General features: G+C 57.5%; 10 protein-coding genes and 3 pseudogenes. 7 read left to right on the top strand and 6 right to left on the bottom strand.

The window, feature by feature from the left end:
• Positions 1–2 precede the first annotated feature (2 nt).
• Positions 3–1,466, top strand: coding sequence for a preprotein translocase subunit SecY (gene secY, locus AMS69_RS08715; protein ID WP_053967664.1), 1,464 nt, complete (start codon positions 3–5; stop codon positions 1,464–1,466).
• Between the two features lie 864 nt (positions 1,467–2,330).
• Here secY and AMS69_RS08720 read toward each other — a convergent pair.
• Positions 2,331–3,470 carry a glycosyltransferase gene (locus AMS69_RS08720; protein WP_053967665.1) on the bottom strand — a complete coding sequence of 380 codons (1,140 nt, stop codon included), beginning with the start codon at positions 3,468–3,470 and terminating at the stop codon, positions 2,331–2,333.
• Positions 3,471–3,739: 269 nt separating this feature from the next.
• Here AMS69_RS08720 and AMS69_RS08725 point away from each other — a divergent pair, with 269 nt between their 5' ends.
• Positions 3,740–4,891, top strand: coding sequence for a glycosyltransferase family 4 protein (locus AMS69_RS08725; RefSeq protein ID WP_077067772.1), 1,152 nt, complete (start codon positions 3,740–3,742; stop codon positions 4,889–4,891).
• A gap of 32 nt (positions 4,892–4,923) precedes the next feature.
• Positions 4,924–5,835, top strand: coding sequence for a polysaccharide deacetylase family protein (locus AMS69_RS19620; RefSeq protein WP_077067773.1), 912 nt, complete (start codon positions 4,924–4,926; stop codon positions 5,833–5,835).
• Here AMS69_RS19620 and AMS69_RS08735 read toward each other — a convergent pair.
• Positions 5,819–6,871 carry a glycosyltransferase family 4 protein gene (locus tag AMS69_RS08735; protein WP_053967668.1) on the bottom strand — a complete coding sequence of 351 codons (1,053 nt, stop codon included), beginning with the start codon at positions 6,869–6,871 and terminating at the stop codon, positions 5,819–5,821. The two genes, AMS69_RS19620 and AMS69_RS08735, sit on opposite strands and share 17 nt — an antisense overlap.
• Positions 6,872–7,288: 417 nt before the next feature.
• Complete coding sequence (locus tag AMS69_RS08740; RefSeq protein WP_053967669.1) at positions 7,289–8,116, bottom strand: IS5 family transposase; 828 nt, start codon at positions 8,114–8,116, stop codon at positions 7,289–7,291.
• Positions 8,117–8,294: 178 nt separating this feature from the next.
• Between AMS69_RS08740 and AMS69_RS08745 the strand changes: the two genes are divergently transcribed.
• The 3 genes from AMS69_RS08745 to AMS69_RS08755 all read left to right on the top strand — a co-directional run bounded on the left by AMS69_RS08745 (position 8,295) and on the right by AMS69_RS08755 (position 12,495).
• Complete coding sequence (locus tag AMS69_RS08745) at positions 8,295–9,197, top strand: universal stress protein (RefSeq protein WP_053967670.1); 903 nt, start codon at positions 8,295–8,297, stop codon at positions 9,195–9,197.
• A gap of 127 nt (positions 9,198–9,324) precedes the next feature.
• Positions 9,325–9,759: a pyridoxamine 5'-phosphate oxidase family protein gene (locus AMS69_RS08750; protein WP_053967671.1), complete on the top strand. Its 435-nt coding sequence runs from the start codon at positions 9,325–9,327 to the stop codon at positions 9,757–9,759.
• Between the two features lie 150 nt (positions 9,760–9,909).
• On the top strand, positions 9,910–12,495 hold the full coding sequence (locus AMS69_RS08755) for a calcium-translocating P-type ATPase, PMCA-type (protein ID WP_053967672.1): 2,586 nt from the start codon (positions 9,910–9,912) through the stop codon (positions 12,493–12,495).
• Between the two features lie 623 nt (positions 12,496–13,118).
• Here AMS69_RS08755 and AMS69_RS21200 read toward each other — a convergent pair.
• Both AMS69_RS21200 and AMS69_RS20835 read right to left on the bottom strand, forming a co-directional pair.
• Positions 13,119–13,235 (bottom strand): annotated as a pseudogene (locus tag AMS69_RS21200) (RNA-guided endonuclease TnpB family protein); the annotation flags it as partial.
• A gap of 169 nt (positions 13,236–13,404) precedes the next feature.
• Positions 13,405–13,754: pseudogene (locus tag AMS69_RS20835) on the bottom strand (DUF955 domain-containing protein); the annotation flags it as partial.
• 212 nt (positions 13,755–13,966) lie between these two features.
• Here AMS69_RS20835 and AMS69_RS08765 point away from each other — a divergent pair.
• Positions 13,967–14,968: an arsenic resistance protein gene (locus AMS69_RS08765; protein ID WP_053967674.1), complete on the top strand. Its 1,002-nt coding sequence runs from the start codon at positions 13,967–13,969 to the stop codon at positions 14,966–14,968.
• Positions 14,969–15,009: 41 nt separating this feature from the next.
• Here AMS69_RS08765 and AMS69_RS19630 read toward each other — a convergent pair.
• Positions 15,010–15,282 (bottom strand): annotated as a pseudogene (locus AMS69_RS19630) (hypothetical protein); the annotation flags it as partial.
• Between the last annotated feature and the right edge of the window lie 370 nt (positions 15,283–15,652).

The following is a 15,652-nucleotide window of genomic DNA, read 5'->3' on the forward strand; positions in this document are numbered from 1 at the left end:
CGATGAGCTGGAAGGACACCGCCGAACCACTGCTTGTCCGGATGCCCGCAGTCCAGCGGCCGGACGGACACGTCCCGTTCAAGCGCAAGCTCACTTGGACAGGGGGCGTGCTCCTGCTGTATTTCTTCCTGACGAACGTGAAGCTGTTCGGGCTGGACATCGACGCCAGTCAACAGGTGTTCGGGCGCTTCTCCTCGATTCTGGCCTCCGGCCAGGGGAGTATCATGCAGCTGGGTATCGGTCCGATCGTTACGGCGTCCATCGTGTTACAGCTCCTCGGTGGTGCGGACCTGCTCGGGCTGAACACCCAAGACGATCCGCGAGATCAGATCCTGTATCAGGGGCTCCAGAAGCTGCTGGTACTTGTGATGATCTGTCTCACCGGGCTCCCGATGGTGTTTGCCGGCGGCTTCCTCCCGGCTGACACAGCGGTCGCGAACTCACTGGGTATCGGCACGGCCGGTGTCCAGTGGCTCATCTTCGCCCAGATGTTCGTCGGCGGTGTCCTCATCCTGTTTATGGACGAGGTCATCTCCAAATGGGGCGTCGGCTCCGGTATCGGCCTGTTCATTGTCGCCGGCGTGAGCCAACGGCTTGTCGGTGGCCTCCTGACGGCCCCGTTCCTCGGGAACAGCGAGGGGATCATCTACACCTGGTACCTGTTCATCACCGGCCAGCGCGGTACCGGACCAGTGCTGGCTGCTGATGGCCTCCAGACCGTGCTGCTCCAAGGCGAACTGCTGGGGCTGTTCACGACAGTCCTCATCTTCGCAGTGGTCGTCTACGCCGAATCGGTCCGTGTCGAGATCCCGCTGTCGAACGCCCGCGTGAAAGGGGCCCGTGGCCGGTTCCCGGTCAAGCTCATCTACGCGAGCGTCCTGCCGATGATCCTTGTCCGGGCGCTGCAGGCGAATATCCAGTTCCTGGGCCGGATCCTGAACGCCCAGCTGGGCTCGATGCCAGCGTTCCTCGGCACGTACGCCAACGGCCAGCCAACCGGCGGTCTGTTCTACTTCCTTGCCCCCGTTCAGAGCCGTGGCGACTGGATGTGGTGGCTCGAAGGAACGGCCCAACCGGTCTGGCAGATTCTGACTCGGGTCGGTATCGACCTGTTCGTCATGCTGGTCGGCGGCGCTATCTTCGCCGTGTTCTGGGTCGAAACCACCGACATGGGCCCGGAGGCGACGGCCAAGCAGATCCACAACTCCGGGATGCAGATCCCCGGCTTCCGTCAGAACGTCGGCGTCATCGAAAAGGTCCTTGAGCGATATATCCCGCAAGTGACCGTCATCGGTGGGGCCTTGGTCGGACTGCTCGCCGTGATGGCCAACATGCTGGGTACCATCGGCGGCGTCTCCGGTACTGGGCTGCTGCTGACAGTCTCCATCACGTACAAGCTGTACGAGGAGATCGCTGAAGAGCAGCTCATGGAGATGCATCCGATGATGCGCCAGATGTTCGGGTAGAGCGGTAGAATATCTGGACTTCCTTAATTTCGCTCCGTCCTCTGAACAACTGCTTCGGCTTTATTTTTCCCGCTCAGAGAAGTTATCTTAGATGAGTAGCACACGTGACAGCATTGATGTCGCTCGTTACCGAAATAGTAGTTTGGCACACATAGACGCTGTGCTCGTCGACTGAGACTCACTGTAGTCCCTCAATCAGTCTGCGGGCTTTCATCCTCAGCCCTTAATAAAATAGTTGGTTCATTTGCTGATGAATCTCGCGCTGCAGACAGCGGTGGCCGCCCCGTGGGAGGCGATTGAAGTGTGCAAGGACGGGGGCGCTGATAACTGAGGACAACGAAAAGGAGTATCCCGGACGGCCTACAAGATCCTTCGAGTTCATAGTGGTTTTATTACGCGTAATTAGATACGATTATAAGGGGTGGCGTAGATATCCAGCCCGTTGTTTCCTAAATAAAATCTTCTGTAATTAACCGAATGCGTGAAGACTATGCAATGCATTAAAATGCTAATTCACACTCCAAGTTATCAGCTGTCTCATCAAGCTCGATGGAATGGGTCGCTCAAAATGGTGATTCTGACGTAGTTCTCGAAATGGAGAATGCTGTTGTGTCTCCTAATCTCATATTCGCCGGCAAAGTACTGTCTGTTGACAGGTTTGGGAAGCGACCATCACTCAGGACAAGTTGGCTAGGGTTGAAGTACTCAGCGTCCGCTGCGTCTGAAAGTGACTTGACTGATTCTTCTAGAACTATTAGTTCACGACTGTTGTCTTCAGCCGGGTTTAAATACTTGAAATAGCACGGCGAGGGGTGTCATTAATGATTGCAAAACGCTACGACAAAAAGTACTCGCTTAGCTCGCTCACTCCACACCGGCGTGCTTATCGAGGATAGTCGAAATGCGATCGCGTAGCTCAGATCCGATTTGGGGCCATGTATACCGCTGCTCAACCAGTGTTCTGGCGGCGGTGCCGATAGCATGGCGTTTATTAGCGTCGGAAAGTAGCTGATGGATGGCGTTGGCGAATTCTGTCGCGTTGTCTGAAATGACGATATGCTTCCCGTCTAACGCGTTGATTCCTTCCCTTGCGAGTGGGGTAGCGACGACGGGCCGTCCCAGCGCCATCGCCTCAAGGACTTTGTTCTGGAGCCCGGATCCGTGTCGCATCGGCGCGACGACGATGTCAGCGCGATCAAGATACTCTGCAGGGTCATTCACGAACCCTGTTACCGTCACGCCCGGGCGTGCGTCTGTTGATGCGACTCGGTCGCTTGGATCTGTTCCAACGACTTGGAACTCGGCAGTAGGGTACTTGGACCGAATGGTGGGAAAAACTTCCTCTATAAAGTACAATGCGGCGTCTTCGTTCGGGAAGTAATCCATCTTTCCGAGAAAGACAATCCTTGGATCATTGGGTGCAGTCCTGAATTCATTGGACCCTCGTCCGATGAGGTCTGGCTTCACGCCGTTCGGGAGGATAGAGAGCGATGAAAAAGACTGCCGACCGGTGACAAAGTTGCGGTCCGCCTCCGTGATAATGAACGAGTGATCAAAGGAATTCGCGACGGACCGCTCGTACTTCCTGAGTCGCCGCCATTCGACCGGATAGATCGCGCGCCAAAGTCCAGTCGCGTCCTTCGAGGCTTCGCGATAGGTCCGAGATATCGCGTCTACGAGGTCCGCGGTCACTGGAGGCGACTGACCGAACGCGTACTCGGTCGTCCGAACGTGGTTACAGTGGAGCAGATCAAACCTGTGGGCGTGATCGTCGAGCCAAGCATCGACCTCATCGAATCTATAATAATGCGTTTGAAGCGGCTTCGAAGAGGCAAGCCCCGGTAGCGTGTTAAGATAGAATTTGTAGTTGGAATAAGTGAAGAGGTGGATGGCTTCAAACTCCGCTCTGAGCGCCTTGACAGCCGATTCGTCGATTGGTTCTTGATCGATGACGAGTAATTCAACATCGTGCTCCCGGGCGAGTTCGCGGGCTGTGTAAAACATCCGGAGCTTCGCACCCCCAGTGAGCGGATACGGAAGCCGAGAACAAAGTACCAGAATACGAGCCAAGGTGAGAGAGACTTTGCTGGAGCGGATTATGAGATTTGTGATAGCGATTTCCGTACCGGACCTCCTTCGCGACCCTAAACGGCTGATTGTCGGGCTCCGGTTCGAAATCCGAGGATGATACCCTTCCCACAGCGTAAATCTACAGTGAGAGGGACCAGTATCGCATGGACAGACATATATTTCCAAAACATCGAACCACCAGTATGCAACTCGCTGTATTTGCTGAGGACTTCTATCCCGCGATCAACGGAGGTGCATTATTACAGTGGAGAATCTGCCAGGTCGCTGCACAAGACGGGCACGACGTCACAGTGTTCACGGCGAAGACGAGCGAGACACGATGTTTAAGCCAGGTTGATGGAGTGAAGATTCATCGACCAATGCGTGCGAAGCCAGAATCAGCAGAGGGGTATGAACCGCACGCGGTGTTGTACCGGATCGCGTTTTCGCTGTACACGTTCTTTTATGCGTACCGCTGGTTTAGTCGGAATGATGTCGACGGGATATATGCGAGTTCCCTCTCCTTACATTGGGTTGCGAAGGTACTCTCTCGGTTCAAAGACGTTCCGGTCGTGAATTTCGTCGGTGGAACGCCGTCCGCGAGGTCCGAGTTCCAGTGGACGCCGAAATTTTTTCTTGAGCGTCTCAACTTCAGATTCTGGCTGGGGGACTTCGTCTACTGTCAGGCCTCCCGCGTTGCGAACGTCATCCAAACGGCGGGAAACAACGTCGAAACGACACCCGGTATCGTAAACGCGGAAGCAATCCGCATGGCCGACAAGTCGAGCGACAGAGAAGCTTTCCGACGCGAATGGGGGTTCGACAGCGACGACATCATTCTCAGCTTCGTAGGCAGGCTCGTCCCTCTAAAGAACCCCGACACGGCCCTTGATATCGTCGCCGGTCTTCCCGACCGATATAAACTTGTGGTCGTCGGCGACGGACCGATGTTCGATCAGCTCGAGAATACGGTCGAACAGTGTGGGCTTTCCGACCGCATTCGCTTTACCGGTGTGTTGGAGCACGATTTGGCACTCGAAACTGTCGCAGCGACGGATGCCGTACTGCTCACGTCTGATTTCGAATCACATCCGACAGTTGTGTACGAAGGCCTCACGCTGGGGAAGCATGTGTTCGCGACGCCGGTCGGGACAATTCCAGAAACTGACTACCCACGCCTTCACGCAGGAACGGTCGACGAACTGCCTGAAATAATTCAAGAAACAGAGTGGAAACCACTCGAAACGTACGATGAGGAGGCCCTCGCAAAGTATTCTATCGAGTCATCGACGAGAGCAATACTGGAGACCATGGAATCGCTGCGGACGACGCAGCAAAGTAGCGAGGTGGCGTGAGATTGACGGGAAGCGTCGTTATCAGCCTCGAAGTGGAACTCGGATGGGCAAAACATGACCTCAACGAGTATGACCACCTCAGTGAAGACCGACGCACCGAAACAAGAACGCTGAGTAATCTCTTGGACTGGTGTGAATCTGCCGAGGTCCCCATTACGTTTGATGTCGTCGGACATCTTTTGCTTGATGCGTGCGATGGCAACCATGAGGGGCGTCCTGGTGACGGGTGGTTCGATGCTGATCCGGGGACAGACGTTGAATCCGACCCTCTGTTCTATGCACCGGACATGATCGATGCAATCTGTTCGAGCCCGGTTCCCCACGACGTATGCACGCACACATTTTCGCACACGCCGTGTGGAGAGGTGACATCGGAAACGGTCGACTGGGAACTGCGACGGGCTCAGGACGCCCACGACGAGTTTGGAATCCCGTGGTCGCGGGCGTTCGTCCCACCGCGTCACAGTTCAGCACACGAGCGTGTGCTCAAACAGAACGGTATCGACACGGTTCGCACTCCCGAACCGTGTCGGCTAATCCAGATGAACGTAGGTCGGCGCCTGTATCACAATGCTTTGTCCCCTTACCAGCCGAGTGACGGACGCATCTGTGATGGAACTGCCGTCACACCGAGCACGCCGTACATCTCGCTCGGGTGTCCGAACCTGTCGATGGGGCAGCTCGACCCGCACCCCGTGTTCAGGCTGATCCCGGTCTCACTTCGAAAACAGTGGCATCTCAGACGGCTCTGCCGCGGCGTCGACAGGGCAATCCAGTCGGACGCCACGCTGCACGTCTGGTCTCACCTTTGGGACCTCTCGAACGCTCACCAGCGGGACATCGTTGAGCGGTTTATTGCCTATGCTGGAGCACGACAGGAGCAGGGTGAAATCGATGTGCTGACCATGGCCGACTTCGGCCGAGTGATCAGGCAAACGAACTAAAGAAGTCGACGTATCTCTGGCGCAACACATCAGTTGAGAACTTTTTGACGTCATCAACCGGGAGTGACTCGAAGTGCGAAACTAAATCGAGAAACTCGTCCGCCGTGGTGAACGTGTTCTCAGTAACTGATGACACGTCACCGACATCTCGAGCAACGACCGGTGTGCCCGAAGCGAGCGACTCAAGTAGGACTCTGGGGAGGCCCTCGGTAAGAGATGGGTGGATCAGTACATTAGCGAATGTCAAATATCTTGGGACCGCTGCTGGAGCGATTGGGCCTGTGAAAGAAACCCGATGCTCCAGCGCTGGCGGAACATCAATTGAATCTTGTTTGCTGCCGATAAACACTACATGCAGGTCTGGTCGGCGAGTAAGCAGGCGGGGGAGGGTCGCTTCGATAAACTTGGCCCCCTTCAAATCAGTTATTCTGCCGATTGATATGGCGATAGGTCCCTCGACACCGTACGGCGACTCCGTCCCGACGTTGGAAAACCGGTCTAGATTCACCGGCGTCGGGAGTTCGGCCACCTCGCGTTTGTTCGGTCCGAAAAAGAGGGACACCAACCGATCAGTCCCGGCCGAGCCAAGAGTAATATACTTTGTAGAGAGGGCGATGGGGAGATGTCCAAGCATGTTGTTGACCGCAAAGAATTTAATGCACTGTAAGTCGGACGCGACTCGGTATTCAAAGAACCTGTCGCCGCTGTAGCGGTACACGAAGGGAACATCGTACAGGCTACCGAGTGTCGCTCCGATAGTCCCATGAATAGGCGGCTGTACGACATGTGTCAGTACATCTGGGTCGTGTGTACGGAGATATGAGTGGAGGGCTTGCATCCCGCCAACTCGGGTTGAATTGTACGCGGTCCCGTAGACCGAGAATAGTTCGTGTACGTCAGCGTTGAGTTCGTTGACCGCGGTACCGACGAGGTGGAGGTCTAGATCGTCGTTCATCATCAGACCGATATTCCTTGTCGTCAAGCCGACATTAAATGCGGTTGCAGATCCGATGTAGAAACAGGCGGTCGTTGACATGGTGCAGTATCGTCGGTCTAAGAATTAAATAATGATTGATTTCACTACAGGCATATGAGAACGTGGGCTCTCACTAATCAGTCAACACTGAACAGAGAATAATAATAGTATGCAGAGCCGACGGTGTTGGATTGAATATCTAACCGTTTCAGCTGTTTCGAGAATTGGCAGAATAGTGCAACAACGGGGGGAACGAACAATCTAGACCATCGTCAAATCGGGAGGTTGGAGTCAATAGTTCTGTTCAGTTCAGCCCTCTGCTGGAGTTTTACCATTGACCACCTGAATTGACCATTATCCATCAATAACGTAACGTATTTATTCAGTGGCATCAATCAATTACGATAATGAATAGCACCTTAAGTGACGAAGATTTGAATATATCGGCCGTGGTGAATCGCCAGACGTGGTTCGATTTCACTGTTTTAGAGATTGCTTGATGTTGTGAACCGCACACATCAGGACGAGTTCACGAAATTCACCGTACCAAGTTCGCGCACGCACGGCGTCGCCGAGCGTGCGCTTGATCGTGGAGAAGACGGTCTCACACATCGCTCGTTGGCGGTATCGAGGCCCATCGATCCGCGCGTTGTGCGCGTGATCGATGGGTCGGAACTCACGATGTTTGATCAGCGGTCTCACGCCCTCTTCGCGGAGTTTGTCGCGTAAATCCATCCAGTCGTAGCCTTTGTCCGCAGCGAGGCTGGCGAGGTCGCCCGCGTTGCGGCGGGCGACCTGCCAGCCGAGCTGTGTGTCGTGGCGTTTCTCGGTCGTACAGTGAACGTCCAGAATCGCTTGGCTTTTTGTGTCGACGAGAGCTGTCGCTTTGAGCGTCTGTACTCGGTAATTCGTCCGACGGCAGTAATGTTTGCTAGCGTTTTCGCGGTCGAAGAATGTCGCGTCAATGGCGGCGTGACCGGATGGCTCGTGCTCCTGCGCCGACAGGCGCAGCAGCACTCGCCAGAGCGCTGTCTTGATTCTATCAAACCACTTGACTAGCGTGGAGTGGTCGGGGAGATCGGCCGGTTTGAGGCCGATCTCCCCGAGTATTTGTGGCATCTCACTCAGCAAATCGAGTGCTTCTCGGTAGGATTTCTCCAGGTAAACCCGCAGACAGTGCAGCGACACCACCGCATACTCGGCGAAGCCGCCACCCCCTTCGGGGGCGGCGACTTCGCCTCGCTCACCAACAGCATTTTTAGCTAACTGGACCGCTTTGTTTGTGAAGCGGGAGATCTTCGACATAGAGCATCGGCGGTTTCCCGCTTCATTCCACTAGTTCTAACGGTCGAAGCCGACGCTGTCCAGCGATTCACCAGAGCCGAATATATCTAATCGGCCACTCTCAACTGCCGGATTTCTAATAACCTGAGAACCACGACTGCAGTTTATTTACTGACAGCAACGAGCTGTAAACACAGCAATGTTCGACTCAATCTTGGTTCCGACCGATGGCAGCGAACACGCGACCCGGGCCGCTGAACACGGGGCAGCGCTTTCGCGTGCGTTCAGCGCGACCCTGCACGTCATGGCTGTCATCGATACGCGAACGGCAGGCGGACCATTCAGCAGCGGCGAACTCGACGACGAGACACGCGACCGTATGACGGCTGACGCCGAAGAAACGGTCACAGCTATCACAGACGCGGTAGACGCCACTGGAACGGTACAGACGACTATCCGCACGGGCAATCCTGCTGACGAGATCTGTGCATACCGCGACGAGCGCGATATCGACCTGATTGCGATGGGAACGCACGGACGTACCGGTGTCGGCCGATATCTCGCCGGGAGCGTGACAGAGAGCGTTGTCCGGCAGGCCGATGTCCCCGTTTTTACCGTCCGCGCCACCGAACAGAGTCGCGCCACCGACTCCTATGACGACATTCTCATCCCGACGGACGGAAGCACGTCCGCAACGGCCGCTGTCGAACCGGCTTGCGAGATCGCAGCACAGTTCGACTCCCGCGTTCACGTTTTGAACGTCGTCAACCTCGGCGATGTTGCGACCGGTTCGGAATACACACTGCCGAAAGACCTGATCGATACTCTGGAATCACAGGGTGAGAAAGTGACCGAGCGAATTGCAGCGCGAGCACGCGACTCCGGCGTGGACGCTGTCACAGCGGTCGTCGATGGATTCCCGGCGGCAGATATTCTCGATTACGCCGAGGAGAACGATGTCGATCTCATTGCGATGGGAACGGCCGGTCGGACTGGGCTTAATCGGTTCCTCATGGGCAGCACGACGGAACGGGTCATCAGACACGCTGACATGCCTGTGCTGGCAGTCAATGCCCGAGACCAGCGTGGCGACGCCACCTGAAAACAGCGTCATGCGGTCCTGTCTGCCGGCGTCTGACTGCGGACGGCGTCAGCCAGGTCCCCAGCGAGCCAGCAGGCAGATGCGGCTCGACCATGCACTTATTGCTGTTCCTTTCGTGACAGTAACTATGTCCGCGGACAACCCGGTTACGATGACGGACGAGGAACGGGACGCGCTTCTGGACAACGGGGGGACGGGCGTCCTCTCGCTCGCCGCCGGTGACGCACCGCCCCACTCGGTTCCGGTATCATACGGGTACGACGCGCCGACTACCACCTTCTATTTCCGGCTGGCTGTCGGCGCTGAGAAGTCGAAGGGCGAACTCAGTGACCGCCCGGCGACGTTTGTGACCTATCGTGAGACGGATACTGGGTGGCAGAGTGTGGCCGCCAGCGGTCGACTTGAAGACGTCGAACGGGAGGGAATTGAGACGGAAACGCTGGAGGGACTCGAACACGTCGACATTCCGCTGATCGACATCTTCGAACGCCCGCTCCGCGAGGTGACATTTGAATTCTACCGCCTCGTCCCGGATGACCTCACGGGACGAACCGAACCCTGACGCGAGACAGCTCTCAGTAGTATCGGTCCAGTGTGGTTATGGCTATAACCCGTTTGATGCGTCCTTTCTTCGTCGAAACCACCGTCACAACGAAGCACTGCCGTACTGCGGAGGCAAACTCATATCAACATAGCGGTAGATCAGCCGTCCATGTCCGAAGCCGCCCACACGAAACCGACTGCCGACGTTCTTTCCGGACTGGACAGCGAGTCGGCTGGGCTATCGGCGTCAGAAGCCCGCTCTCGGCGCGACAGACACGGCGAGAACGAAATCACGCAGGGGAGCAAACGGACACCACTCGATATCGCTGTTGCACAGTTCGACAGCGCCCTTATCTGGGTTCTCGTTGCGGCCGCGATACTGTCCGTGTGGGCGGGACACGCTGTCGACGCAGTACTGATAGCCGTGATTGTACTCGGGAACGGCCTGTTCGGCTTCGTACAGGACTACCGTGCAGAGGGGACGCTCGAATCCTTGCGAGAACTGACCGCTCCAACCGCGACAGTCAGGCGCGACGGCCAATCTGTCGAGGTCGACGCAACCGAACTCGTTCCGGGTGACGTTATCGAACTGGAGAGCGGTGCTGTCGTTCCCGCCGACGGTCGGCTGATTGACTGTCAGTCCTTGGAAGTAGACGAAGCAGCGCTCACTGGTGAGAGTACGCCGGTCGCGAAGGGAACTGAGCCGGTTGGAGCCGATACACCGCTTGCTGAGCGCGAATCGATGGTGTACAAGGGGACGAACGTCACGCGCGGCTCGGCCGTTGCTGTCATCACGACAACCGGGATGAACACTGAGGTCGGGTCTATCGCCCGCCAGCTCGCGGGCACGGAGGAAACTGACACACCACTCCAGACTGAACTCGACACACTCGGGCGGACACTCGGTATCGGTGTGATAGCCCTTGCTGCGCTCGTGGTCCCACTTCTCGTCCTCCAGGGGACCGAGCTGGTTCAGGCGGCACTCACCGCGATATCGCTCGCGGTGGCTGCGGTTCCGGAAGGCCTTCCAGCGGTGGTGACGCTAACGCTGGCCCTCGGTGTTCGGAAAATGGCCGACGAGAACGCGCTCGTGCGGCGCTTGCCCGCCGTCGAGGCGCTGGGCGCCGTCGATGTCATCTGTACGGACAAAACCGGGACGCTGACCGAGGGCCGAATGTCAGTTAGTCAGATCTGGGTCAACAACGCTGTTGTCGACACTGACGAGATCGACGGGGAATCCTTGCCGGACCGCGTTGCCAAAGTACTCCGTGCAGGGACACTGTGTAGCGATGCGACGCTCGAAGCGGGCGACCCGACCGAGCGGGCCATTGTCATGGCGGCTGATGAAGCCGGAATCGACGTCGAACGTCTCCGTGAAGCGAACCCGAGAACAGACGAAATCCCGTTCTCCTCGGAACGCAAGTGGATGGGCACCATGCACGATGACATGGTCTACGTCAAAGGTGCGCCTGAAGTCATCCTCTCGAAGTGTGCCCGTGTCCTCACCGACACTGGACCGGCGGACCTGACGGCCGACAGAGCCGAGCAGATCAGGGAACAGGTCGGTACGTTCGCTGATGACGCGCTCAGGGTACTCGCAGTGGCGTACTCAGCGGATGCCGGCGTGGTCGAACGCGATGACACAACCGGGCAGGCCGCCGATGTCAGTGACGACCTGATCTTCGCTGGGCTGATCGGCATGATCGACCCGGCCCGTGAGGAGGTGGCCGACGCGATTGCGGCGACCGAGCGTGCCGGCGTTGGCGTGAAGATGGTAACCGGCGACAACGTCCGGACCGCCGCGGCCATCGCCGGCGAACTCGGGATCGGCCAGCGCGTGATGGAGGGCCGCGACGTCGAGGACTGTTCTGCGGAAGCGCTCCGTGACCGTGTCGAGTCTGTAGACGTGTTCGCACGCACGTCTCCGGAGCACAAAGTACGGATTCTGCAAGCGTTGCAGGCGAACGGTCATACTGTCGCAATGACTGGCGACGGTGTCAACGACGCACCGGCGCTGAAAAACGCCGATATCGGCGTCGCGATGGGCGTCCGCGGAACTGACGTTGCCAAACAGGCCAGCGACGTTATCTTGCTGGACGATAACTACGCGACAATCGAGCGGGCAATCGAGCGCGGGCGGGCGATCTTCGACAACGTCTGGAAGTTCGTCGGCTATCTGCTGAGTGCCAATATCGCAGAAGTGGCTATCGTCTTTCTCGCCTCGCTCTTTGGCTACCTCGTCTTGCCGGCGGTGCAGTTGCTGTGGATTAATCTCCTGACTGACGGACTGCCAGCGCTCGCGCTCGGGGCCGACCCGAAAAGCGATGACGTGATGCAGCGGCCGCCCAGAGACCCGGGCCGGGGCATCATCGACCGCGAGATGCTCGCCCTCATCGGGGGAACAGGCGTCATTTCGACAGCCGTAATGCTCGGGCTGCTACTGGTCACGCTTGCCGGCGCATCCACAGTCACGCCGTACGCGATGACGATGGTATTCACCGGGTTTGTCTTCCTCGAATTCGAGAAACTGCACGTGATTCGCTGGCTCCGGGAGACACCGCCACTCTCGAATCGGTGGCTGGCGTCCGCAGTTTGTGGGTCGATACTCCTGCAGCTTGCCGTCCTCTACACCCCACTCAACACATACTTCGGGACGGTCCCGCTCGGTCTCGCCGACTGGGGATTGATTGGTGGAGTCCTCCTCCTCGCTCTGCCGCTGTACCTCGCTGTCGCCAGCGGTGTGAAGCGCCTCTAACGAGACTATATTCGGCGATTGATCTCGCGAGCCGATAGCAATTTTTTGCCCCCAGTCGGGTTCTTAGCGGTTCAGTGTGAGTGTCCCGAGAGTACCCATGCATCGAAGACCACCAACGGCGATCGGAGAACACCAATCAGCATTTAGCGAATCGCAGCTCCAAGACCTCACAGTCCACGCCGAGGGGACCGTAGATCGACTTCGGCGAGTGAGCGAAACTGCGAAGCCGATTGTCTCAGAACAGTTGAGGTTGAGCCGATGGGGCCGGTTGTGGAGTTGAAAGCGCGATTATAAACGTCACCGCCAAGCGAGGACTCACAGTGATATTGCCGGTTGTCTCGGTACCACCGACGAATCGTCGTCGGATGATACCACCCTTCCGTATCAATCTAATAAAGATTCAATGATAGAAGATGACGACCTGTCTCACGACTGCGAGTTGGGCCCCGAGGCAATCTTCGGAACACACCTTCGAAGGCGTCCTGTTCACCGACGAGAGGAAACCCCGGTGAACGTGCTCACCGGAGCGAACGAATAGCAAACTATTCAGAAATAGAACGCACCGTTACGCTGTTAGGACAAGGGGCGTTCTCGTAGTTGACCATCTTCTCGGCCTTGTCGGAGATAGTGTCGTAGTTTATCTCGTTCCAAAGAGCGGCAGAAGCGTCCAATAATTCCCGGCGCAGTTGCTCTCCATCGCCGGAGAGCGGTCGCCCTGCGAACGTGACGGTCCGCTTCATCGGCCAATTCTAGATGCGAAGCGCAAAATAATGAACGTGAGCCGGCCACAGTGAAAGTAAAGAGTACCATTGTGGGAAATTCGGACCATCGGTAACGGGGTAGTTTTCCACAGAAGTTCGCGCGATTCACGCTCTGTATGAACGGCGGGGACTCTCTTCCCGTTGAAAGGTAGCTCGGCGAATTCTCGCACTCCGGACACTGCTTCGTGCTGATCGGCGCTCGGATCCAGATGCCCGATTCGCCCCCTTAGACGTGCCGGTCGAACTCCTCCTGCCAGGTTCGGTAGCCAGCCACACGAGTCGGCTCGGGACACTGCTGCTTGATGAGGAGCGTGTTCCCGTAGGAGCAGTCGTGGAAGCGACTCTGGAGTCAAGCCACGCTTGGAACTCCGCGCTTGCTTGCGCGTCGTCGACGCCGGCGACGAGGTCGTCGATCCGCTGTTGGATAGTGCTGTTCATCTCGTCGGATCGCGTGTCGGTCTGGTCGAAGGAGACCCACGAGTCACTAGATGTAGCCATCGTGGCCACCAAATCAAGTTGACCGGGACTGTGTCAGTTCAAGACGCGCCGCACCCCTCAGGGGCGCACAAAAACACATCCCCACACTGCAACTGACGGTCTAGCCGCTCTGGTCGCTCACCGATGGGAACTTACGCCTGCTCCCACCATCTCTAAAAAACGAGGGGACTTGGATTGCCGACCGTCGCTACAGACTCCCGTTTCACTCATCTATGACTACACTCTCAAAACAGTGGATTCAGCACAATCAGGTCGGAATCTACGCGGTCGCCGTCATCCTCGCGATTGGGGTCGGACTGGGACTCCCGGGCGCGAGTTCTGTGTTGGAACCGCTCATCAACCCCGTCCTCGCGGTGCTGTTGTACGTCACGTTCCTGGAGATTCCGTTTGTCCGGATTCGGCGGGCCTTCCGGAACGGCCGGTTTATGGCCGCAGCACTCGGGATGAATTTCGTGGTCGTGCCAACCGTCGTGTTCGGCCTCACGCGGTTCCTTCCGCAGGAGCCAGTCATCCTCGTGGGGGCGTTCATGGTGTTGTTGACACCGTGTATCGACTACGTCATCACGTTCACGGAACTCGCGGGCGGTGATGCAGAGCAGATAACGGCTGCGACGCCCGCGCTGATGTTGATTCAACTTCTGCTCCTTCCGCTGTACCTCTGGTTGTTCATGGGTCAACAGGTCGCTGAGTTCATCGAAGCCGGGCCGTTCATCGAGGCGTTCGTCGTCATTATCGCGCTCCCGCTGACGCTCGCGTGGGCAACTGAATACCGGGCGGAACGGTCCAGTCGCGGCGCCCGATGGCAGGACACGATGGGGTGGTTGCCGGTCCCGATGATGGGGGCGACGCTGTTCGTGGTCATCGCCTCCCAGCTGCCGCGCGTGCAGGATTCGATCGGACAGATTGCCTCGGTCGTTCCGGTCTACATGGCGTTTCTGGTCGTTATGCCGCTGCTCGGTCGGCTGGTCGCGGGCGTGCTCGGGATGGAGGCTGGCGAGAGTCGGGCGCTCGTGTTCACCTCCGTCACGCGGAACTCGCTCGTCATCCTTCCGCTGGCGCTCGCGCTGCCGTCGGGCTACGAGCTTGCGCCGGCGGTGGTGGTCACCCAGACGCTTGTCGAACTGACGGGAATGGTTGTTCTCACACGAGTCGTCCCGGCGTGGTTAGTTCACGAGACTCCCGATCAACTCCTTGATCGCGAACGAAGCGACTGAATTGCGCTCACGACTGTAGTTTTTGGTGCGAGCTGCGGGTACCGGAGGTCGTGACGTTCGTCAGCGAAGCCGACCGTGACGAGGTACTCGGCGAACTCATCGACGCGTTCGACGTCGTTTGCCCTGTCGGTCGCAAGGTGACGCGCCCACTCGACGACCCACTGGAAGGCTGGATCGGACCCCCCGTGTAGATACCACCACTGGGCCGCTTTGAGAACCACTATTGGATTCGTCGTCGCGTGCTCGCTGGCGACCCCGCGGGTGATAAACTCGATTTCCTCGGGTACGTCGTCGGGACGCTGTTGTTGACTCACTGGAACTGACGTCCTCCCACCCCTGAAGGTGTAGGATTCCTCCGGTGGGGATGTTGGCCAGGTCGCACCCACGGAGGTAAGTTTTCCCTTGCGGGTACTCCGGTTTGTGCGCTCCTCGTTGGGACTTGCCCTCTCAGAAGAGTGTGTCAACTCAGACCAGTTGTGGTCGTCCCACTTGAGGTGCCGCCCTTGTGTCGAGGTGCGGAAAGACGATTTGACATGAGACAGATCCGCTGCAGTCTGGCGATTTTAACGCTAACTAAGTCGCTCGACTTGGAGCCACTATACGCAGACGGACGCTTTTCGCATTTCCACGGAAGAGCGAGGCTTATTCTTTGGAGGGTAGGACTCGAACCAGTATCACGACTCC

This window comes from Haloarcula rubripromontorii (assembly GCF_001280425.1).
GTDB classification, from domain to species: domain Archaea; phylum Halobacteriota; class Halobacteria; order Halobacteriales; family Haloarculaceae; genus Haloarcula; species Haloarcula rubripromontorii.

Excerpts from the sequence above, each read along its gene's own strand:
- secY (WP_053967664.1), top strand. The coding sequence starts at position 3 with ATGAGCTGGAAGGACACCGCCGAACCACTGCTTGTCCGGATGCCCGCA.
- AMS69_RS08720 (WP_053967665.1), bottom strand. The coding sequence starts at position 3,470 with ATGTTTTACACAGCCCGCGAACTCGCCCGGGAGCACGATGTTGAATTA.
- AMS69_RS08725 (WP_077067772.1), top strand. The coding sequence starts at position 3,740 with ATGCAACTCGCTGTATTTGCTGAGGACTTCTATCCCGCGATCAACGGA.
- AMS69_RS08735 (WP_053967668.1), bottom strand. The coding sequence starts at position 6,871 with ATGTCAACGACCGCCTGTTTCTACATCGGATCTGCAACCGCATTTAAT.
- AMS69_RS08740 (WP_053967669.1), bottom strand. The coding sequence starts at position 8,116 with ATGTCGAAGATCTCCCGCTTCACAAACAAAGCGGTCCAGTTAGCTAAA.
- AMS69_RS08745 (WP_053967670.1), top strand. The coding sequence starts at position 8,295 with ATGTTCGACTCAATCTTGGTTCCGACCGATGGCAGCGAACACGCGACC.
- AMS69_RS08750 (WP_053967671.1), top strand. The coding sequence starts at position 9,325 with ATGTCCGCGGACAACCCGGTTACGATGACGGACGAGGAACGGGACGCG.
- AMS69_RS08755 (WP_053967672.1), top strand. The coding sequence starts at position 9,910 with ATGTCCGAAGCCGCCCACACGAAACCGACTGCCGACGTTCTTTCCGGA.
- AMS69_RS08765 (WP_053967674.1), top strand. The coding sequence starts at position 13,967 with ATGACTACACTCTCAAAACAGTGGATTCAGCACAATCAGGTCGGAATC.